The organism is Pseudarthrobacter sulfonivorans (assembly GCF_014712225.1).
GTDB classification, from domain to species: Bacteria; Actinomycetota; Actinomycetes; order Actinomycetales; family Micrococcaceae; genus Arthrobacter; species Arthrobacter sulfonivorans.
Genome location: NZ_JACXBW010000017.1, coordinates 1 through 21,074, shown reverse-complemented (window position 1 = coordinate 21,074; position 21,074 = coordinate 1). Strand labels below are relative to the sequence as shown.

The 21,074-nt window shown below is 63.1% G+C and carries 17 protein-coding genes and 3 pseudogenes; 6 read left to right on the top strand and 14 right to left on the bottom strand.

Annotated features, from left to right (window positions below; all coding sequences use genetic code 11):
* The first annotated feature begins 59 nt into the window (after nt 1–59).
* Both IAQ70_RS18505 and IAQ70_RS18500 read left to right on the top strand, forming a co-directional pair.
* A complete protein-coding gene (locus tag IAQ70_RS18505) occupies nt 60–1,250 on the top strand; it encodes a M20 family metallopeptidase (protein WP_190990961.1) in 1,191 nt (396 codons plus the stop codon).
* 286 nt (nt 1,251–1,536) lie between these two features.
* Nucleotides 1,537–1,962 carry a ChaB family protein gene (locus IAQ70_RS18500; protein ID WP_190990959.1) on the top strand — a complete coding sequence of 142 codons (426 nt, stop codon included), beginning with the start codon at nt 1,537–1,539 and terminating at the stop codon, nt 1,960–1,962.
* Here IAQ70_RS18500 and IAQ70_RS18495 read toward each other — a convergent pair.
* The 4 genes from IAQ70_RS18495 to IAQ70_RS18480 form a co-directional block, all read right to left on the bottom strand.
* Nucleotides 1,959–2,213: an RraA family protein gene (locus tag IAQ70_RS18495; RefSeq protein WP_223860332.1), complete on the bottom strand. Its 255-nt coding sequence runs from the start codon at nt 2,211–2,213 to the stop codon at nt 1,959–1,961. The genes IAQ70_RS18500 and IAQ70_RS18495 overlap by 4 nt on opposite strands.
* 25 nt (nt 2,214–2,238) lie before the next feature.
* Nucleotides 2,239–2,496 (bottom strand): hypothetical protein, encoded by a 258-nt coding sequence (locus IAQ70_RS18490; RefSeq protein WP_190990957.1) that lies wholly within the window; start codon nt 2,494–2,496, stop codon nt 2,239–2,241.
* 105 nt (nt 2,497–2,601) lie between these two features.
* Nucleotides 2,602–3,414, bottom strand: coding sequence for an MBL fold metallo-hydrolase (locus tag IAQ70_RS18485; RefSeq protein ID WP_190990955.1), 813 nt, complete (start codon nt 3,412–3,414; stop codon nt 2,602–2,604).
* 108 nt (nt 3,415–3,522) lie between these two features.
* Complete coding sequence (locus IAQ70_RS18480; protein WP_190990953.1) at nt 3,523–5,391, bottom strand: vWA domain-containing protein; 1,869 nt, start codon at nt 5,389–5,391, stop codon at nt 3,523–3,525.
* A 781-nt stretch (nt 5,392–6,172) separates the two neighbouring features.
* Between IAQ70_RS18480 and IAQ70_RS18475 the strand changes: the two genes are divergently transcribed.
* A complete protein-coding gene (locus IAQ70_RS18475; protein ID WP_190990951.1) occupies nt 6,173–6,595 on the top strand; it encodes a zinc-binding dehydrogenase in 423 nt (140 codons plus the stop codon).
* A gap of 743 nt (nt 6,596–7,338) precedes the next feature.
* Here the strand turns inward: IAQ70_RS18475 and IAQ70_RS18470 are convergent.
* Complete coding sequence (locus tag IAQ70_RS18470; RefSeq protein ID WP_190990949.1) at nt 7,339–7,635, bottom strand: DUF4193 domain-containing protein; 297 nt, start codon at nt 7,633–7,635, stop codon at nt 7,339–7,341.
* 299 nt (nt 7,636–7,934) lie between these two features.
* Between IAQ70_RS18470 and IAQ70_RS18465 the strand changes: the two genes are divergently transcribed.
* Entirely contained in the window at nt 7,935–8,135 is a 201-nt protein-coding gene (locus tag IAQ70_RS18465; protein ID WP_190990947.1) for a hypothetical protein, read from the top strand.
* Here IAQ70_RS18465 and IAQ70_RS18460 read toward each other — a convergent pair.
* The 9 genes and pseudogenes from IAQ70_RS18460 to IAQ70_RS23405 all read right to left on the bottom strand — a co-directional run bounded on the left by IAQ70_RS18460 (nt 8,132) and on the right by IAQ70_RS23405 (nt 20,223).
* Nucleotides 8,132–8,692 carry a cysteine hydrolase family protein gene (locus IAQ70_RS18460; RefSeq protein ID WP_190990945.1) on the bottom strand — a complete coding sequence of 187 codons (561 nt, stop codon included), beginning with the start codon at nt 8,690–8,692 and terminating at the stop codon, nt 8,132–8,134. The genes IAQ70_RS18465 and IAQ70_RS18460 overlap by 4 nt on opposite strands.
* 266 nt (nt 8,693–8,958) lie before the next feature.
* Entirely contained in the window at nt 8,959–9,312 is a 354-nt protein-coding gene (locus tag IAQ70_RS18455; protein WP_190990943.1) for a hypothetical protein, read from the bottom strand.
* Between the two features lie 406 nt (nt 9,313–9,718).
* Nucleotides 9,719–13,210: a CHAT domain-containing protein gene (locus IAQ70_RS23220; RefSeq protein WP_190990941.1), complete on the bottom strand. Its 3,492-nt coding sequence runs from the start codon at nt 13,208–13,210 to the stop codon at nt 9,719–9,721.
* A gap of 5 nt (nt 13,211–13,215) precedes the next feature.
* Nucleotides 13,216–16,470: a caspase family protein gene (locus IAQ70_RS18445; protein WP_190990939.1), complete on the bottom strand. Its 3,255-nt coding sequence runs from the start codon at nt 16,468–16,470 to the stop codon at nt 13,216–13,218.
* A 356-nt stretch (nt 16,471–16,826) separates the two neighbouring features.
* Complete coding sequence (locus IAQ70_RS18440; RefSeq protein WP_190990937.1) at nt 16,827–16,967, bottom strand: hypothetical protein; 141 nt, start codon at nt 16,965–16,967, stop codon at nt 16,827–16,829.
* A 233-nt stretch (nt 16,968–17,200) separates the two neighbouring features.
* Nucleotides 17,201–18,327, bottom strand: a pseudogene (gene bioA, locus IAQ70_RS18435) (adenosylmethionine--8-amino-7-oxononanoate transaminase).
* A 127-nt stretch (nt 18,328–18,454) separates the two neighbouring features.
* Nucleotides 18,455–18,706, bottom strand: a complete 252-nt coding sequence (gene bsaP / locus IAQ70_RS23435) for a biotin synthase auxiliary protein BsaP (RefSeq protein ID WP_456154048.1) — start codon at nt 18,704–18,706, stop codon at nt 18,455–18,457.
* Nucleotides 18,703–19,728 carry a biotin synthase BioB gene (gene bioB / locus IAQ70_RS18430; RefSeq protein ID WP_190990935.1) on the bottom strand — a complete coding sequence of 342 codons (1,026 nt, stop codon included), beginning with the start codon at nt 19,726–19,728 and terminating at the stop codon, nt 18,703–18,705. Before bioB ends, bsaP begins: the two co-directional genes overlap by 4 nt.
* A gap of 132 nt (nt 19,729–19,860) precedes the next feature.
* Nucleotides 19,861–20,223 (bottom strand): LLM class flavin-dependent oxidoreductase, encoded by a 363-nt coding sequence (locus IAQ70_RS23405; RefSeq protein ID WP_407682605.1) that lies wholly within the window; start codon nt 20,221–20,223, stop codon nt 19,861–19,863.
* Nucleotides 20,224–20,711: 488 nt separating this feature from the next.
* Here IAQ70_RS23405 and IAQ70_RS23400 point away from each other — a divergent pair.
* Both IAQ70_RS23400 and IAQ70_RS22860 read left to right on the top strand, forming a co-directional pair.
* A pseudogene (locus tag IAQ70_RS23400) lies at nt 20,712–20,819 on the top strand (hypothetical protein); the annotation flags it as partial.
* 70 nt (nt 20,820–20,889) lie between these two features.
* Nucleotides 20,890–21,074, top strand: a pseudogene (locus tag IAQ70_RS22860) (MFS transporter); the annotation flags it as partial.

Sequence of the window (21,074 nt, the reverse complement as noted above, 5' to 3'; positions counted from 1 at the left end):
AGACGTCGCTCTCTTATACCTCGATGATGCGACTGTCGACCGAAACGGAAAGAGCCTAGATGTCGAGCGACTTCAGCGATTTGACGGAGTGGATCGGGGAGCAACGTGACGCGATTGTGGCGGACCTAGTTGACCTCGTCTCACTCGAGACCCCATCAGAGGACAAGGAACTACTCGCCGGGGGCCTTGCCTGGATTGAACGGTGGATTGAAGCACGCATCGGATTGCCCGACGATCGTCGTTTCGTGGACGGCGGAGCCTACGGAGACATCGTCGTGCTGGAGTACCGTGCCGCGACACCAAGTGATCGTTTGGTCACGGCGCTCTGCCATTACGACACCGTGTGGGCAGCTGGCACGCTCGAGGGCTGGCCAGCGGTCATCGACGGCGACCGGGTCACCGGGCCTGGCGTGTTCGACATGAAGGCTGGACTGGTGCAATTGGTCTGGGCGATTCGCGCCAACGCTGAGCTCGGACTGCCGCTTCCAAACATCCGGCTGCTCCTCAACGGCGACGAGGAGATCGGCAGCACAGCCTCCCGTCCTGTCATTGAACGGGAGGTCACTGACAGTGACGAAGTGTTGGTCTTCGAAGCGAGTGCCAACGGTGCGGTGAAAACGGCACGGAAGGGGGCCGGGATTTTCCAGCTTGAAGTGACCGGTGAGGAAGCTCATGCTGGGCTGGATCCAGAGCACGGCATAAGCGCGATTGATGAGCTCTCCCGCATCGTTGTGAACCTTCATGATGCGACCGACCTCGACCGGGGTACGACTCTAAACGTCGGCATCATGCAGGGCGGCACTCGTACGAACGTGAAGGCGGGAAAGGCAAATGCCAACGTCGATGTGAGGGTCAGTTCGGATGAGGAAGCGGCACGAGTCGATGCATTGTTTGCGGGGTTGGTCCCTGTGAATGCGAAAGCGAACATCAGAGTGTCCGGAGGGTGGAACCGGCCAGTGATGCGGCGCTCAGCTGCCATCGCAAAGCTTTTCGAACTGGCAGCCGATGTCGCCTCCGACCTCGGCTTCACGTTGTCGGAAAAGTCCGTCGGCGGTTACAGCGATGGCAATCTTGCGGCGGCGCTGGGGCTCCCGGTGCTGGACGGACTCGGTGCGATTGGCGACGGGGCTCACTCGCGGGGCGAATGGGTCAGTATCAGCGGCGCCCTGCGCCAGACCGCGCTCACATCGGGGATCCTCTCCCGACTGGCCTCAACGAGTCGGCGGGATGACAGCCTTACAACGAGCTGAGTCTAAAACGACCATCTGTGGCCAGCCCGGCATGGCGGTCAAATATGCAGTTAGCGACGAAGTCGCGGCCTTGATAGCGTCGGGGGCAGGGTTCCCGCGGATCGATGGCAACAAGCGAACTGCGTGGACGCTGTTGTCCTCGACGCACCGAAAGATCGAACAGGCGCTGCTGATTTTGGGGTGCCGCAGGGCTTGGTAACCACGTGGACCGGCAAGGCAGCCGATCGATAACTATGCTGGTTCCATCTGAACGATTGCCTGCTGAGCTGACTAAGGAGTGCGTGCCATGCCTAAAACCGGCAAGAACGACCACGCCCGCGAGAACGAGCTTCCCTCGACCCTCCAGCGCTCGGAGCAGAAAGCCCAGGACACTTTCGCCAAAACCTATGACGCCGCCCTCGAATCTTACGATAACGACGAAAGCAGAGCTGCACGCACCGCCTATGCCGCTCTAAAGCACAGCTACGAGAAGGTGGGCGACCACTGGGAGCAGAAAGAGAAGCGCGGCCCTTCAGACAAGCACGCGGAGGAGGGACTCGATTCACCTCAACCCACAGCTGGTGGTGTGGATGCCAACGCGTCGAAGGAGCATCTCTACAAGCGTGCGCAAGAACTGGATATCGACGGCCGCTCGAGGATGAACAAGGACGAGCTCATCACAGCGCTTCAGAAGGCCAACGACGCAGCAACCCGGAAGGCGCGAGAACATTAGCTTCGAGGGCCCCGCGCCTTACAGGTCCTCCCGAGAAGCTGCCTAGTCGACGTACCGGAGCCCTGCGGATTCGAGTAGACGTCCAGGCCGAGTTCGCCTGCGCCGGAGCGCTTGCGTTTGCCTTCTTCGTTGTCCGCGCAGGTCCGCGCCGCTGCCGCTACCTCTGCGGCGGGTTCGGCGGGAACCACGACGACGCCGTCGACGTCGGCGATCACGACATCGCCGGTGACGAGTGCGTTGGTGCAGACCACGGGGATGGTGACTTTCGCGGGGCCGTCAGTTGAACGTGAACAGGGACCGTTCCCGCAGATCCATCATCGCTTCCCGCAGCCGCGGGTTATCCCGCCCTGCCGGCAGAGCAACACGTATGCCGGCCCCGATGAACTCCATCACCTCGTTCGGAGTGAAGAGCCTCACACCCTGAGGCGACCACCGGACTTCCGCCGGAATCGGCTCATCCCCGCCGTACATCGCGAACAGCGGCACGACCCGCTCCACGCCCTGGAGCGCAGCGAACCTGCGGGCACCGTCCACGAGGCACCCATGGTTGCGGCTCCAGCGCGATGGGTGACCGATCCCGGGCGGTACACGCCGAAGGGGCTGACTCCCGATGCACAGGCCACAAGGCCAATGGGTGATTCAGGTCAAATGGTCGAAGTCTCCTCCCGCCCAGGCAGCGTGCCGTTGGGCGGAATCGTGCAGAATCGCCTTGGCCCCGGACGCGATTACATTGTTGAAGTTGCCGTAGATCCGGTCGAATTTGAGCTCCCCAAGCTGCGCGGCGATTCGTAACGCCACCGCGCCGGACAGGGGTAAACGATTCGGGTAGCTGCGCATGAAGGCGATGGAACGACGGTCTGGATTCGGATACACGCTGTCACCGGTCAGCAGAACTCCTCTGCCGTCCGCTCCGGCGGCCCAGTGCACCACGGCGCTGCCGGGGAAGTGCCCCCCGGTCTGGTGCAGTGTCAACCCTTCGGCGATAGTCTGACTGCCAGACCAGTATTTGATGATCGGATCGTTGCGCCCGAGCCATCGCCGGTCCGCGTCCGCCACAAGTACAGGAACGCCGCCGAGCCGAAGCGACCATTCAACCTGCACACCAAACATGTGTGGATGGCTAGCGGCGATCGCCAGGACCGGGCCCCGCTCGAGCGCTGCCTTCAGAGCGCTGTCATCGACGTATCCGACCGGATCCCACAGCAGCGAACCCTGGTGCGTCACCACAAGCTGAGCGGTCTGGCCGATCCCGACTTTTGGTTCCGTCCTGATCCCGGTAAGTCCCGGCTCGTTCTCCGTCAACAATGTCCGGTGGCCCTCCTGCTTTAGCCCGTCAAGTGTGAGCCACTTTTGTCCGTCCTCGGGCACGTACTGTCGCTCGTCCGTGCAGATCGGGCAGAGCTCCGGTGTAGGTTCGTCGCGTTCGACGGCGCAGGTTGCGCAGATCAGCATGGTAGTCCCTTCTAAGCGTCTTGTGTCCTGCTTACTAGCCATCCCCAAAGATCAAACGCTAAACGGTTGCGGCGGGGCATGAATCGGTGGAAATGGTATTTGCCGGTCCTAGAAACTGGTCACCAGTTCGCCCAGCACTTCTTCGAGCCTGTTCGGATCGGTGGCGTCATAGTAGTGCGCCCCGCTGGCCCGGGCGATTTCCAGCAGAGTGGGGACGTCGGCGTCGGGCCCGTAAGCGAGCGTAAAGACGAGCACCGGCGTCGAGTGGTTCTGATGGCTCAACTGTTCTGAGAGCCCGCTCAGGTCTCCCGGGTGCGTGGAATCATTTTTGCCGTCACTCAAAAGCACGATGGTGTTGATGAAGGTGTCTTTGTATTCCTTGGCCTGATCGCTTGCGAAGCGGCTCACCGCTTCGAAAAGAGGTGTAGCGTCCACGGCCTGGAGCCCATTGAGCTTGGCGATGAGGTCTTCTCTATTCGTCCTGAACGGGGCTACCGGGCTTACGATGCCCGGCTGCAAGGGGCCGTCGCCCACATGGGAGAAAGCGGCCAGTCCAATCTCATCCTCACCCGAGAAATGGTCCAGTGCCTTGAGAACGGCATCCTTGGCCCGTTGCAGCTTCGTCACTCCGGGTCCCTGCACCATGGACTCCGAGATGTCCAGCAGGAACAAGGCCCTGGCCCGCTTGCGGACCTCGGGGAAGCTGTCCTGCACGGCAACAAGGGCCTCCGCCTTGGGCAGTGGCAGTGGCAGGAGCGTCTCAGCATACCTTCCGGTTTCCGCCACCCCAGTATCCAGCTCGCCCTGGATGGTCCGGTACCCGGATGCCCTCACAACGTTTTGGCCCTGTTCCGTCACTGCGAACGCGAGGAAATCCTGGGCCGCCAGACGCTGCTGGCTCCCCACCCAGTCTCCGTCAAGGATTACTGCCGGGTTGTCCGCCACGTGGACGCCGTCGCGGGGATAGATGGCCCGGAGGGGTTCCTTGGGCGCGGGACCGGATTGCTTCGTCATTCCGTCCTCGCTGACCACTCCCCGGTTGTAGTCCCAGACAGATTTTTCATCCACGATCACGGCGGAGAGGAATTCCGAGACCATCCCAGCATCGTCAGCCTCCCTGGCGTGCCACAGGAAATGCTCGGGGGTGGCCATATAGTGGCTGGTGCCTAGTTCCACGGTGCGTACTTTCTCCACGAGTGACGGTGCGTCCAGGTCCATGCCGTCCAAACCCCCCAGGCTGCCGCCGGCGGCACCGTAGGAAGCAACAAGTGCCATCAAACCCGACGTCGAGACGAGCGGACTGGCCTTGCCGAACTTGAACTTGCCCCAGTCGCCATGGCCGAGGCGCTCCCAGGCGTCCTGGTCCTCGGCCATCCTGAAGACCTCAGACCACGACGGCGGTTTGCTGTCCCAGCCGAGGGCACTAGCCATGGTCTCCGGCATTGCCACTACGATCGCACTCCGGGCGATGCTGATGCCTTCCTGCGGGACAGTGCTTCCGCCGGAACGTTCACCTGCGATTCGTAACCACGCGGAGGAGTCTGGCAGCCAGACGGAGGGCCTGTCTCCGGCCGGAACGCCGGGGAACTGCGCAGCAACCTTGCCGCCAGCGATTCCCGATTTTTCCTGGCTCACTGTCGGCGTCACGCATTTGCCGTCAACACTGCGGGGTTTCGCCGCGTACTCGGCCGCCACGGCCCGGACCATGTCGGCGTTTTCCAGCGAAGTGAGGATGTTCAAGGAAAGGCAGGGAGAGGCTCCGGCGACGGCGGCAGGACTGTCCTGAGGCAAGGGTTCGCCTGCTGAAGGTGTGCCGCCATTGCCTGCTGAAGTCCCACCCTCCCCTGAACCGGCAGGGTAAAGCAACGTTCGCAGCAGGAATGCGCCGCCAACAATGAGAATTGCCACAGCGGCCGCCGCGGCGAACCAGACCCAGCGTGGATAGTTCGGGTCAGTTGCTGCGCGTCGACGGCCCATGCCCATTTCCTTTGAAATCCGCCGGGTTACCCCGGTGTGGATGCAAACAATGAAACTGGCCCACGGCAGTCACACCGCGGGTGCGCGCCTAGCCCCCCGCCCGGATGCCCCCCGCAACTGGATGCGCACTTTGAGAATAACCCCGGCGGGTGTCACGTGAGTGGCCGGATTCACATTCTTGATTGAATTTTGTGGGGTTCCGGCTCTTATCGTCGCTTCCCTGCCTTTCCTTGAATACACCCACTCGTCTCGTGCCCATTTTGTGAATGGGAACCCCCTGGCAGCGGCAGACTGCTTCCTCCACACCTCGACATCTGGCGGCCTAACTTACTGCAGCTGATCCCGGCACCTGCCGAGCGATCCAGGTTAATCAGGGGAACAGGGTGGGGGAGTCGTCGTCTACCGCCCGGACGAGCCGTCACTCTTGCCTGCGCCATCCTGGGGCAGCGGGCATCAATCCACAGGCGGCGGGGGCTGTGATGAGTTCCGTTTTTAGTTGCCAGGGCTTTGATGTTCGGGGGGTCACCTATGTGCGTTCCACTGGTCGGCGGCTCGTCGCCTTTGTACTTGCCGGACAGCCAGCCGCCCCCTAGGGGCGACCAATGGCCTGCGTCCAGCGACGCCGGCAGGGTCTTCGGCATCGTCACCAAACCCTTCCTCGGCGACGGCTTATTCGGCGGATATGTGACCGTCCGGGCTGCCGTGGGCCTTGCCAGGCTGCCGGACAATGTGGATTTTATCGAGGCCGCAGCGCTGGGCTTGGCGGGAGGCGCCGCTTGGGATGCAGCAGGCCGCGGCGCTGGTGGCAGATTCCACCATCCAGATCGCAGGTGCCACGGGAGGTGTGGGCTCGCGGGCTGTCCAGCGCGCCGCGGCCGCCGGTGCCCTCGTTGTTGCCACGGCTCACACCGACGAGGATAAGGCCTGCGTCGCTGCCTTCGGCGCCGCGGAGACCGTAAGTTACAGTAATACGCCAGCGGCAGTGCTGGCTCGGCATCCGGAACGCGTCGACGTCGTCATTCATCTTGCCGGCGACGCTGCGGCGAGCGATGCGCGCGCAGGAGGACGCCTGGTCTCTACTCTTAGCGGGCCCCGGACAACCTTCCGGATGGGACCGCTCTGGTCGTCCCTGTCTTTGCCAACCCGGCAACAGAGATACTGGAAGGGCTCGCCGCCAACCAGCCGGCCGGAGCAACGGCAGTGAGCATCCAGCGCACCTATCCGCTCGACGAAGCCCCGGCCGCCCTCGCTGACTTCGCCGCCGGAAAGCGCGGCAAGCTCGTCATCATCCTTTAGTGACCAGGCCCTGTGCGCGCTGCACGAAAGGAAGAAAATAGAAATCGTACGAACTTGAGACTGTGCGTTTAGAGCCTCGCCGAACTCAGAATGGCGAACGCCGGTTGACGGCGCCGAACGGATTTTGACAACTTTCATGAGAGGAATCAACCATGCGACCCAGCCACATCCCTCTGCGCCTGACCACAGGTGCGTTCATTTTGAACGCAGGGTGGGGCAAACATGACCTTGACAGGGACAGGGCAGCGGGGCTGCAGGCCATGGCGGCCAGGGTAATCCCGCCCGTGAGCAGAATCGACGCCGCAAAGTTCGGCAAGATACTCAGTTACGCGGAAATGACCTTGGGCGTGGCGCTCCTGACGCCCTTCGTGCCCAGCCGTTTGGCCGGCATCGGCCTCGGGATCTTCTCCGGTTGCCTGGTCACCCTCTACCTGAGGACACCCGACATGACCCTGGAGGACGGTATACGTCCCAGCCCGCAGGGAACAGCCCTGGCAAAAGACATCTGGATGCTCGGCATCGCCGCAGCCCTGATCCTGGACCCCAAGCCACAGGCAAAGGCAACCGAACGAATCACGGCAAAAGAAGGGACTACTTCGTTAGCCCGGGCCGCCGGCACGGACTGGCCCGGGGTTGCAGTGCCGCGCCACTCTAATTCTCGCATTCCAGGCAGTACTTGGCGCCGTCTCGCTCCCTGGCCAGTTGGCTGCGGTGGTGGACCAGGAAACAGGACATGCAGGTGAATGCGTCTGCCTGGATCGGGACCACCTGGATTAGGAGTTCCTCGTGGGACAGGTCGGCTCCGGGGAGGGTAAAGTCGTCGGCCAGTTCTGCTTCGTCAACATCAATGACAGGTTGCTTCGGGCTCTTCCCTGCCTTCAGCCCCTCCAAGGACTCTGTGAGATCGTTCTCCGGAGCCAGCCGGGGCGCGTCGTAATCAGTTGCCATCGTGGTCGTTCTCCTTTGGTCTGACGGTGCGTGGACGGTGGATCACTGCCAACCCGGCAGCACCGGAATGTTTCCCCTACGCTGCCGGTGTGGGAAAGCGCCGAGCGGTCGGTGGAGGGCGGGATGCGACAGGATCCGCTACAAAGCTTTCTGCCGGGCCCTACTCCATCGGGGCGTGGTCTCGTTTAGGGTGTCTATGAGGCGTTCAGCACCAGATACTTCCGCCGGCGTCCGGACGTACAGATGGAGGTCCTTGTGACGTACACCCTGCCTGACGCGACACGCCCGGTCAGTCCGCGATGAATCGCTCAAAGCTTTCCCGGGTCATCAATGACCCCCGAGGCCCCGAAACAGTCCTTCCCGATCTTTCCGGTGAAGAACTCGAAGCCCTGCTGGACGCTTTGTTCCAGAACCTGGATACTCCAAGTCCGGACCTCGGCGCGCAGTTCTGGTACGACCTATGCGTCGAGGAAACCACCCGCAGGGCCGCCGACACTTAGCGGTCAGGGGCGCGAAGGATCTCGATGATCTCCGGCAGCGGGAGAACCCGCTGGCGGTACTCGCGGGAGAGGATGTCCAGTACGGTGGCAGCAGCTTCCCCGTCCTCGGATGCGGTGGCGTCGGCGGCGTGGATGACCCGAATGTTGTATCCAAAGGCGTCGGCCGCGGTTTGCGCGATGCAGTTGTGCGTTGACACCCCGGCGAGCACGATCGTGTCGGCGTTCCAGTTCCGCAGTCGGAGCAGCAGGTCCGTTCCGAGGAAGGCGCTGTCCCGGGTCTTCAGGAGCTGCGGCAGTCCCTCGGTCCTCAGGCCGGGTATGAACTCTGCCTGCTCAGTGCCGCGGAAAATGAAACCCTGGTCATCCTCGAGCATGTTCAGCGTCCACGTCGACTTATCTTCCTCATGCTCGGTCTTCACCAGCAGGACGTTCACGTCGCTCTCCTTCGCCGCGGCGATCAGGGTGTTGCAGGCCTGAACCGTGTCCTCCTGCCGGTGGCCCAGGGCCGGGTCCTCGAAGAAGGCCTTCTGCATGTCAATCACCAGCACTGCAATCATTTTGTCCCCTCCGGAGATTCCTGCGCTTGCCTGTCGCCGGAACCCGATCGGTCCGGCGTCCTGTAGTTATCCTCGACTCCAGTTCCGCCCGCGGTTCGGACGGATCGTTGATCATTTTTCTGCCGCCGCGAAGCCACTAGGCCACTCGATCCGCGCCCCGGGCGGCGCATGATCGTGGTTGCCGCGAGACGGTCGCCCCCTCCAGTCAAGCCGCCGATCCGTTCATGACTGCAATCAAGCCGCCGAGCCGCGCAGAGACGTGGCGGTCATGATCCACCGGATTCGTGGGTGTATCCATGACGCAGGCCGGAGCCTGCGGCATGCATCGGTTCGCCGCAGTGGATGTCCTGCCCACCGAACTGCAGGACGTCCGCTGCTGCGGAGGGTCCGGGCCGGTTCAGGATGGCGGGGACTTGGGGATCTGAAGCCTCTTGGGTCTGTGCTTCCCCGCACCGTGCACAGGTGTACGAGACGGCGTCCAGCCCTCGTGAAGGTGGGGAAAGCGCATCGATCGAATGAATCATGAGGTGCCGGCCCGTGCCGCAACTGAGGCAGTGCAGGTGTTCGGGGTGCGGCTGACGGTGTCCTCCGAAGAGGTCTGGGTCGGGGATGGTCGGCATTGACGGTTTCCTTTAGACGGGAGACCCTCGGCCCGTCTGCGAAAGCCACTCTCCCGGGTTCAGGCTAGACCCGCCCCTGCCGCACTGGCAAGCACCGGGGCTCTAGAGGAAAAAGCCAACCGGCGTGAACCCATTGGGCTGCTCCCGTCGGGACCCACGGAGGCGGATCAGTGAATCTTGGCCCCGTCCCATGCCCTGACCGCTGTGGGCTACAGATGGGTTTCCCTACTGGAGTTCGCGGCGGACATTGGTGATCGCCGTGAGCCGGGGAACCGGCGGCCGTCTTCGTGGGACAGTTTTCCCTTCCCCTGTCCGGGAGTACGATCGCACCAGGGTGTTCAACAAGCCGAACTCCCACATTGAAAAGTTGGTGCACAGGTTACTCTTGTGCTGCCGCCGTCGAGCGCTAAAGACGGGCCAGGAGTACTAATTGGGCAGGTTTCAATCCGATGTGTACGAAAGGTGCCCAGAAATACGGGTGGCTCAGGTCAGCCGGTGGCGCCTCCCGGTGGGGTAACTCAATTTTGCGCGCAGTCCTCGTTTCTTTCAGGGATGCTTTGTCGTCCCCTGCGAGCGCGCGGAAGGCGCGGTCCGCGCCCGCTCTGTCGAGTTCCCGGACCGCCGCTGCTGCTGTCTTGAGAGCTTGGGCGGGGGTGCCGCCGGTGAGAAGCTCCTCGTGCAGTCTCACCATGGTGAGGCACGCCGCTTCGTCGTCCACGGGCCAGAGTGATACGACGAGTTCGGCGGCACCGGCGGTCAGGAGTGCCCGGGTGAGGCCGATCACATCCCCAGCCGCCGTTGCTCGGCCACGTCCACTGTCGCAGGCACTGAGGACGGCGAGGGAGAGAGATGTGTCGAGTCCCATGAGGTCTGGAACTGTCATGCCAGCGCCCTGAGCCAGCGCCAACTCTGCGCTGTACGGCGATCCTTCGACGAGTACGCCGTGCGTTGCCAGATGTACTACGTCCGCATCCACGAGGGTTGCCAAAATTTTGGTGCGGGTAGCGGCCGCTCCTAGGAGTGGGGTGGTTCTCCGAAGACGTCCGATCTCGACAGCCTCTGCCCTAGCCCCTGGCAGCGAGGGAAGCGCGTCGCTGCCACCGTAGTCGGGATTTCCGACGATAACTGTCCGCGCATCACTGCCAGTTTTTCGCCTGCCTGTGGCGCGCGCGGCGCTCACGGTTGGAAGATACGACACCTCGTGCGTTGTGGCAAGATCTGAGCCTTCGAACAATAGCGCATGGAAGGGCAGGACGGCGAGGGGACCATGAGGAACGAAAACCACGCGCTGATGAGCTGAAAGTTCATCAGAAACCGGATCAAGCAGAAGCTGACTTAGCGGGATGGACGTTTCCTCTCGCCTCGCTTTCGTGGAGTAACGGTCCGCGATAGCCCGGTGGCACTGCCGGACCTGCGACGCCAATATTGGTGTGGCGCTCATCTGACGGATGAGTCGGGCGGAATCCCGAGTGACCGCCCAAGTCAACAGCTGATCGTCGTACGCGTGGTACTGAATCATTAGCGTTCCGGGTTCCAGACGCTCCCGTGTTTCGGCCAGGGACCGCGGCGGCGGCAGCCGATGGCGTCGACTGAGCAGGGCAGGGGCGGTAGCGCCGAGCACGGTCTCGGTGTCATCAAGCTCCCGCTCGGCGGCGCGGATCTGTCGCCGTATGTCGGCGTGTGAGCGCCACACGCCGCCGCTTCCAACGCTTTCGATCGTCCTGGCAAGCTCCGCTCCCGCCCGCAGCCACGCCCGCACAGCGGTGACCGTAGCCGGATCCTTACCGGCGTCCCCATCCAGGTTGATCAGGTCGGTTAAGGCGACGCCGCGGCTGCGGTCGGACAGGGCGAACCCGGCGTCCACGTGGCTTTCGTTGCCTGTGACTGCGGCAAGATCGGAGTGGGCTCGAACGGCGGTGGTGTACAGACCCGCCGCCACAGGGCTGTCGCTGGCCATTGTGCGCAGGACGTCGCGGGAGAGACCAGCCAAATGCTCTTCGAATCTGTTCAGGGCTTCCGTGATGAGGGGGAGGGCTTCCCGTGCGCGTCCGCTTCCTACAAGGAGTTCGGCACGCAGCCCATAGCGGTCCCAAGGTCTCTCGGAAGGGGGTGGGGGGTCCAGTGCTAGGCGTTCGTAGCGATCCAGCTGCTGCTCCGCCAAATCGAAGGCTTTGAGGCGGACGAGTAGCGCGGCTGCCAAATCGGGCGGCAACTGAGCGGACGCGAGCATCTCCTGCACTAAGGCGCGCGCCTCTGAGGTACGGCGCATGGTGCCGAGGACAATCGCCCTGGTCAAGGTCCCCTCCGGGCCTAGAGAGACGGCTCGTGTCAGCGCGCTGTGGAAGTGCTCCGCGGCCTCCTCAGTGTCACCTTGAGCGCGCGCTTCAACGCCACGATACAGCTCGACCATCACGGTTGAGGCAGAGGTGGCTGCCTCAAGCTGCGCACGGACCACAGCAGTTTCCGCATGACCTTGGGGTTCTAGTGCTGCGATTCGGACCAAATGGTCGTGTGCGCGCTGAATTGCCTCCGAGTCAGCCAGGGCATTCGCATCCCCATCCGCCCGCAGCGCGAGCTCGACCAAGCGGATCCAGTCCAGCGGGGTCGGAACCCCTGTCTGTTCAAATTCGTCCAAATCGAGCAGGTTCATTACTAGAGTGGCGCGCCAGTAGTTGGCAAATTCGTATTGTTGCGCGAATTCACGGCGTACGAGCGCCGGCTCGGTAATGGCACCTATTCGGTCGTTTATGGCCTCGGCAAGAAGGAGCGCGTGCCGTGCTCGCCCGATGTCGTCCCGAAGGCGCCGGGCCACGGCATGGCAGAGTCTTCCCAGCCCACGGACGAAGCTCCGGCTGCCCACAGAGTGGCTCCACTCCGCGACGTCCTCGGCCACAGAATTGAGGGAGACGGGCGATCCTTCTTCTATACAGGCAAGCGCATGGTGCACGAGCGCGAGACGCGCCAACGCCCCGTCGCCCGCCTCAGTGGCGAGGCGGTTAGACCGGTCGAGGGCCGACCTTGCCTCGGCAAACTTCCCGGACCGAACGTGGAGGGCCGCCCGCCGGAGACAGATAGCCGCTATGCCGCGGGTCGCCCCGGCCGCGCTGAATCGTCGCTCCGCCTCGGTGTACCGGTCGGCCGCGAATACCGGATCGGGTTCTGCGATTGCTGGTCCTGGGGGCACTGCTTCTAAATCCTCGCCGAGCAGTTCCGGGTGCGATAGGGGCTCCGCTGTCCAGTCACCCTGGGCGAGCGCGCAACACGCTACTCCCACTACGTCGTTTTGCGCTGCTGCTGCCTGGAGTGCAAGGCCCAGCGGTATCCCAGCTTGCCCGAATCGCCCGGAGCGAACGTAGAGGTCCCCAACCGTCAGCGCAACCGGGCCGATAGAAAAATTCTCACGGACAGCCATTAGCCGCTGCAGGAGGGATTCGGCGATCATGACGGGATTCATGTCCGCTGGAAGCACACCACCACGCCGGCTGCTTTCCGCAAAGGTCCGCAGTGTTGGTAACAAGGAAAAGAAGTCCACGACATCGATGAACAGGCCGACCTCGATCGAGTCCGCCTGTAGGGGAGGTAGGTCCATGCGGGCCGTCACGCCGGGCTCAAGGATAGCTCCCGCACCGCCGGGGAACCAGTTGTGCTCCAAGGTCAGGGCGAGTCTTCTAAGAGCGCGATTGACGGCTGCGAGGTCGCCGTCGCCGTCAGTCATCAGTTCACCCAGGTTCATCAGGGCGCGCTTCGGCTCGCCCGCACCAAGAGCGGCAGCAGCAGCCACGAGCGCAACCTCATCCTGTGGCACCCCGGGCCATACCGCTTCCGGCATCAGCCCGTTGGTTCCGCCACGCCATTGCTCTCGAACGAGCAGCTGCAGCATCAGTTGAAGTGACTCCACGACCCCTACCTTCGCCTCAATGCATTCTCAATGACTTTCTGTCCCACGACTGACGAGAAGTAGGTCATGTGATCGCACGCTACTGGAATTGCTTCCACCACTGGATCTCGGGGCCCCGGGACGGCGCCGGCACTTAGCACCGACACGGCGATGTCGTTGGGCTGCGAGAGGAATGCGAGCGCAGCCGCGGCTGCCAGTAGGTTATGAGCGCGCAGGCGTTCCAACAGCCCTGCGGCTCGATCAGTCGGGCCCTCCAACGACTGGTTCCCGACGAGGAGCGTGTACGGCACGCGCGGATCCGAGCTCTTGGCTAGGACCTTCAGGAGTTCAGAGTCAGGCTGGAGCTCGTCAAACGCATCATCGACTCGCTCGATGGCTTGGACAAGGCCGCCGACCAAGCCCACAGGCCAAGCCACGCCCGTAAGGCCGTTGAGTGCTAGGCCAAGGGCAGTTGTCGCCCACCCCTGAATCGTCGGCCAAGGCGAGCCTGCATGGGGTGTGCCAGCGAAAACAGCACGACGAATAAGCGCAGCCCCGTCCTCTTTCTCGATCATCCAACGCACGACCAGTCCGCCCATCGAGTGAGCTACCACATCAACTTGCCAGGTTGAGCCAAATCCCAGGTCCAGCAGGCGACGGCGAAGATCACGGGCGTTTTCCTCAATCGAGGTGTTTATGCTCTCGTAGTCGAAGGTTAGAACCGCGCCGTAGTAGGAGTCCACCCACGATCCGTTCTTAACCATTTCTTTCGTGTCGCCGATAATTCCGTGCACATAGAGAAGTACTGGTTTCTTGGTAGCCAAAGCCGGCGACCTGTCGGGTGGGTCGTACCGTACCCTGCCGTCCTCCATCGCAGCGACCGCAAGAACCGGGTACTCGTACCTGAGACCCAACGGCCGCCCGACGAGCTTGCGGAAGAGCACCCGCACGGAGGACCAAAGTCCCCGGACTGACATCGTCGGTGCGGGAAGGGATTCGATGGCGACCACAGCTTCGCCAGAGCCCCGGTGCACCACGCGGCCCACCGGTAGCCAGTAGTCGCCGTCATATACGAGCGGGATAACGTGCTCGTCATCCGCCAGCTGACTAGGAAAAGTCAGCAGGAAAGGGTGAACCGGGTCCACCATATCGCCGCCCCCGGAGACCTCCAGTTCTAGAACTGAGAGCGCAGAGTCTGCACGGGTGGGGACCAGGTCAAGCGGCGTCGTCAGCGCGGGGTCATCGAGGACTAGCGGAACCATCGGACGATCGAGATCGCGGACTGCGGTCTCATAGCTAACCAAACGCACTCGGCCTGTAAGGCCGGTCGGAGCGGTGAAGGTGATCCCGTTGCCCAAGTCATTAGCGGCTTCCAACGAAACGCCGGGGCCCGGCCGTTCGACAGTTACGATCCTCGTCACCGCCTGCCAGTCCACAGTTGGGTCGGCTCGCCCAGTTTCGATGTGGCGAGCGGCACGGGCGAAGAGGCGGTCCAGTGGGCTGTCGGTGACGGTCCGGACTACCTCACCCTGCATGCCGCCGTCACAGAGTTCACTGACATCGAATTCCCGAGTGCTGGCGATCACCTTTATCCAGTCCGTCACCTCGGTAACGCCTCCTGAGAAGAGGTGATCGGGGACCTTGACCGTCAGCCAATTCCCATCGGCCGCCTCAAGCACGCCGCCCGGAGAGACCCATTCGCCTGCCGCCTCAACTAGCACGTTCTCCACGGCATGCTCCTCATCAAGGAATAGCATCGCCATGTAAAGCTTTCGATTCCAGTGGTTCTGGACGCTGATTCGGATCTGCGGAGCCTGCTCGAAGCTGTCATTGTCTGTGGTGTATAGCAGGCGTATCGGCCCCGACTCCTTCCACTCAGGCACCGAGGCGGTTTGTATGACAATACGCAGCGCATCGGCCGGAATGTGGCTACGCGGGTTGACTAAGTCGCGTATCAAGCGCCAGCGCGCGATCTTCTCCACTGCCCGGGTCACCTTGTCGAAGGCGTGGCTATCATCCGCATCTATCAAGTGAGCGATGCGGAGCCCCGATCGTGGTGTGCCGATTCGGTAACCGCCAGGCGTCGCCTCGACCTCCACGTCCGGAGATGAATCGACGACCTCAGCGAGCCGGACGCCCGCTAAGGCTTCCTGCACGCGGGCGACGCTCTCTGGCTGGCCGCGGAGCCCCACCCTAACGAGGGGAACTGGCCACGCCGTGACCTCTGCCCGATAGAGTAGGGCCTCGTCGAGGGGCCCGCTCGGAGCCACTCGCGAGCGGTGAGGTTCGACCTCGATAACCTCGGCGGTGGCGATCTCCCGACGCTCGTCGCCGAAGCCAGGACGGATCGATAGTAGAAGTTTCTCTTCGCCCCGGACTGAGGGGATTCCATGAAGGGTGCCCGCTTGGAGGAACCATCCGGATCCGTCGTGGAGGAGGCGGTAGGAGCGGGTCGCCTCGGCCACGAGATCACCGAGGAAGGCGCGGTCTCTGTCGTCCGGGTTGGTGGCCTCCAGTCGGGGTTCCTGTGCTCGAACCATGCGCCCGACGCGAGCAGCAGTCCATGCGATGAGATCACCATAGGCCAGACGGCCGCCAGTGTCGACGAGCGCCTGAAGGAGCGCCGCCGAGAACGCCCCCCTTTCTACGCCGGCAACTCGCGCTTCCTTCGCCGTTTGGTGCGGCGCGCAGGCGGCCAACAGGACGTACGTCGGATTTCCTACGGGGGATGCCGTGGTAGCGCGGGCTCCCGGTGCGGGCTTGAGGTACGTGTCGGATGGCCGACTGCGGCGGTCGAGCGGAGCTTGTCGTACCTTGCCCTCCTCCTTGGCGTCGCGCACACCACTGCCCGAGTGGCAGCAGTCGAGAACGACGAGGACCTCGATGCCGCGGGCAGACACCTCTCCTACTAGACTCCTAAGCTCCTTGTCAGTGATGTCCCAAGACCCACCACGTGAGTCGTGACAAACGATGGTTTCGTCGAGTGCATCAGGCTCTACCGACCCGGGAACACTCTGCTGCTGAGAACCGTGGCCGGAATACCAAAAAACAGCTACGTCTCCGGGCTGTGCCTCTGCAAAGTGTCGCCGAAATGCGTCGATCACGGCTTCCCGGCGGGCCTGCTCGTTCAACAATACAAGGGGCACGTAGTCCACACCGGCGGCCAATAGTGTGGGTAGAACGTTCTCAACGGCACGAATGTCGTTGACGCATCCCGCGAGGTTTGACACGTCTCCTGCGTACCGGTCGATGCCAATCAACAGCGCGCGAACCGCTTGCATCAGTTGTCCCACCTGTCGTTAAGAAATTCGCCAACTGAAGCAATAGCGTGCAGCCTGGCAGGTATCACCCTGCATGGTCGCCGTCCCATCTCTTCGGGTGGGGCAGATTCCTAGCGCTATTAGAGGCGTTGCCATCTCCGACCCCTCACTCACAAAGGCACCACTTGGCGTTGCAGGTCCCACTGCCCGCAATTTCTATATATACGATGGCCCGTTACTGCGGCGTTATTGCTGCGCACAAACTCGGCCGCCTTTCTCGCCTGTCACGAATGGGCCCCTTCGGGGTCCTTTTTGTTGGTGGCCGTTGCTGTGGCGGGGCGTCTCCCTCGCTCTCTGGTTGGGCAGCGGTGTCGCTGCTACTCATTCACGGCAGGAAGCACATGGGACTCCATGACTTCCTGGTTGAAGGCGGTTGGCAGGTCGCTGTCTCGTTCGACGATGCGGCGCACCGACAACATGTCCGTGCCGGTGACCAGAATGACGGCGGGCAGGTTCATGGACGTTCCTCCAAGCCGCCGCGGTGACCCGGGGGTCCGCGGCGAGTCCCAGGTAGTCATTGCTGGCAAGGTCGATGAACCGTTCGTTTGCGGATCGGGGGAGCAGGCGGCGGGCCAGGCCCCAGCGGCCCCGGACGGCGGCCTGCCGCTCGAGCCACTGGGTCATGGAGTTGCTCAAACCGGGCCTCCCGACCGTGCCGGGACGCGCTCGTGGACTTCGGCGACCGCCGACGTCATGCCCGCGGTGATCTGGTCGACATCCGCCGCGGTGCTGATGTACGGGGGCACGGTGTAGACGAGGTTCCGGAACGGCCGGACCCAGACCCGTGCCGGATGGCTGCGGTGGTGACCGCCGTGACATCCACGGCGTCGTGCAGCTCGATGACTCCGACGGCGCCGATGGTGCGGACATCCCGGACGGCCCCAAGGTCCAGGGCTGGCGCGAGCCCGGACACCAGACATGCGCCGATCTGGGCGACGTCGGCCCGCCACCGTCCGCCGTCGATGATGCCGAGGCTGGCGTTCGCCACGGCACATGCCGGCGGGTTACCCATAAACGTGGGGCCGTGCAGCAGCGCTCCGGCCCGGCCATTGGAAACCGTCGCCGAAATCTCTCTGGTGCAGAGCATGGCGGCGAGGGTCAGGTACCCGCCGGTGGGCTTGCTCACGCACATGATGTCCGGCACGACGCCTGCATGCTCGGCCGCGAACAGTTCGCCGGTCCGCCCAAACCCTGTGGCGATCTCATCGAAGATGAGCAGCAGGCCGTGCCGGTCCGCCACCTGCCGCAGCACTGTCAGGCATTCGGCTGGGTAGGCGTGCATGCCGCCGGCACCCTGGAGGATGGGTTCGACGATCATCGCGGCCAGCTCCCGTGAATGTGCATCAGCAATGTCCGCGAGGCTGGCTGCCCCCGCCTGCACGGTTTCCGACGTCGCGGCGGCGGCCGCAGGGGGACGGGGCGCAAACACGTTGCCGGCCAGCAGACCCGGGAAGGCAGTGTGCATGCCGTCCACCAGGTCACAGACCCCATCGCCGCGAAGGTGTCGCCGTGGTATCCGCCGCGGATGCTCAGGAACCGCTGCCTCTGCGGGTTCCCTGATGCGTTCTGGTGCTGCACCGCCAGCAACAGCGCAACCTCGACGGCAACCGAACCCGAGTCGGCAAGGAACACCCGCTCCAAAGCGGGCGGCCCCGGTGCGGAAGGGGCCATCTCCAGCAGCCGCTCGGCAAGTTTCACCGCCGGGACGTGCGTGAGGCCGCCGAACATGACATGGCTGAACCTCTCCAGCTGCCCACGCGCGGCGGTGTCAAGCACCGGGTTGCGGTAACCGTGGATTGCGGACCACCACGAGGACATTGCGTCAACCACCTCATGGCGGGTGCCGTCCTCGCCGCGAAGCCGAGCGGAAGGTCCGGGGACGCCGGCCTAGGGGTGCCACAGCGGGGCACGTCCCGCTGGATCAGGCCCGGCTGAGTCGCGCCACTCACGGTGAAAGCAGCCCGTGGCGCGAGCACTCAGCCGACCACCCCAGCGGAGTGACCTGGACTTTCATGCGGCGGCGGCAGGCCGCGCAGTAGCGCGGTGGTTCCAGCTGCAGCAGTTCCTCGCACGTGTGGTGAACGTCCGACGTCGCGCTGGCGCCGCCGTCGGACGATTCACCGCAGTGGCCGCAAAACTCAGCCGCGGTTGGGCCTGAGGTGCCGCCGGTGGTTGCGTTCGTCGAAACCCGGTTCATAGTGTTTTCTGGAGTTCCTTGATGGGCATGTTGAGTTCGACGAGGAGGTTGAGGTCGGCGTTGGCGGGCCGGCCCAGGGTGGTGAGGTAGTTGCCCACGATGACGGCGTTGATGCCGCCCATCAGGCCCTCGCGGGTGCCGAGGTCGCCGAGGGTGAGTTCGCGGCCGCCGGCGTAGCGCAGCACGGTGCGGGGCATGGCGAGGCGGAAGGCGGCGATCGCGCGCAGGGCGTCCTTGCCGTCCATGAGGCCCTGGTTTTCCAGCGGCGTGCCGGGGCGCGGGTTGAGGAAGTTCAGCGGGACTTCGTGGGGTTCTAGGGCGGCGAGCTGGGCGGCGAGTTCGGCGCGCTGCTCCAGGGTTTCGCCCATCCCGATGAGGGCGCCGCAGCACAGCTCCATGCCGGCGTCCTTGACCATGTTGCAGGTCTCGAGGCGCTCTTCGTAGGTGTGCGTGGTGACTACCTCGGGAAAGTAGCTGCGCGCGGTTTCGAGGTTGTGGTTGTAACGGTGTACACCCCATTCGGCGAGCTGGTCCACCTGGCGCTGGGTGAGCATGCCCAGGGAGCAAGCGATGTTGATGTCCGCTTCTTCGTTGATGCGGTCGATCGCGAACTTGATCTGGTTCATCAGTTTGATGTCGGGTCCGCGGACGGCGGCGACGATGCAGAACTCGGTGGCTCCGGTGGCGGCGGTTTCCTTGGCGGCTTTGACGAGTTCGGGGATGTCCAGCCACACGCCGCGGACGGGTGAGTCGAACAGGCCTGACTGGCTGCAGAAGTGGCAGTCCTCGGGGCAGCCGCCGGTCTTGATGGAGATAATGCCTTCCACCTCGACGTCTTCGCCGCAGTGCTTCAGCCTGACTTCGTGGGCCAGCTGCAGGGTGGCGGGCAGGGCGTCGTCCGGCAGCCTGAGGATTTCCACCAGTTGGCTTTCGGAGAGGCCCATTCCCTGCTCCAGGACCCGTGCCCGGGCGGTCTCGAGGATGGTGTTGGGGTTGGCCTGGAGGTCTGGCTGCATCGTCATCGATAGTCCTTTTTGGTGCCTGCGTAGCTGCGGATACTTACTCGGAACAAACGCTAGTTCCCGGCCAGAGGTGCGATTTTGTGGGGTTTCGACAAAGTGATGAAGCTGAAATTGGACGGCCCATTGGCTGCCTCAAGGGGCGCTGCTGGCGGTTCCGTAGGGACGCGGGAATGCTCGGCGTGCGTATCGATTCGAGCTGGCACTCTTCCCTTCGGGAAGGTCCTGTAATGCGGCGCTAAACCGTTGATTGGCCCCCGGGGCGCAGCCGAATCCCAGATCGATCCGGTCCGGATTCAGTGCCTCCAGCGTATTGAAGCTCTCCGCCACTTTCACGCTGCTGTAATGGGGCAGCATTACTCCGTCCGAACCGATGCGAATCCGCGTGGTAGCGGAAGCCAGATGGGCAATCAGGACTTCCGGCGCAACACTTGCCATCGCTTCAATCCATGATGCTCGAAGACCCAAAAACGCGAATAGTTGAGCCCTTTCGCTAATTGCACAAGCCGCGTCGACGCCATTTGCGCGTCCGACGGCGACGCACCCTCATCGGTAGGCGAATAATCCAAGACTCCAAGTTTCAACTTTGCTCCTCATCGTTGCCTTTGGTTGCGACGAGAACCAACGTAAACCTTGCCATCCGTGTCAAGGTCAAATCTCGGCAGGTGGGTGATGGGTGCCATCCAGTGAAACATTTGGCCATGACCATCGTGGTGGCCCGTAATGCGGCAGGAGGCCGAGGCGCGTTTCGGTGTGTCGCTCAAACGCTAACTTGACCTTCACATATGTGTGAACGTCCATTCTTCATATGCGAGCGGCCGGACCAGCCTTATGGATGTGCACATATCTTGAGGATCCCGGCCGCCCGCGATTGACTGTCCACGTCCCCGCGACTCAAGAGAAAAGGCATCATGGAACCTATCGAAAAGCTCCTGGCCGCCGAGGAGATTAGGAATCTCCGTATCAAGTAAGCACATCTCCTCGACACCAACAACGCTCGTTTGCTTGGCGAACTCTTTACGGCTGATGCTATCTGTGACGCCGGCAGGGGCCAGTGGGAAGGGCGTTCGGCCATAGTCGACGGACTGAACACCGCTTTTGCTGAATTTTGCCGGCGGGCCCCTCGGCGTTTACGGGCTTGCTGTGCTGGAGGGAGCGGTTCTGATGGGGGCATTGACGTATATCGTCCCGGCGCTGCAGCAGACCGGCATGGGGATCTCCTTGGCCGGCGTCCTGGTGGCCGGTTATGGTCTCGGCGTTATTGCCGGTGCCCGACTGATGCAATTTTTGGTTCACCGTTACACCCACACCCGGCTCATTGCCATCGGTGGAACGGTCCTGATCACCGG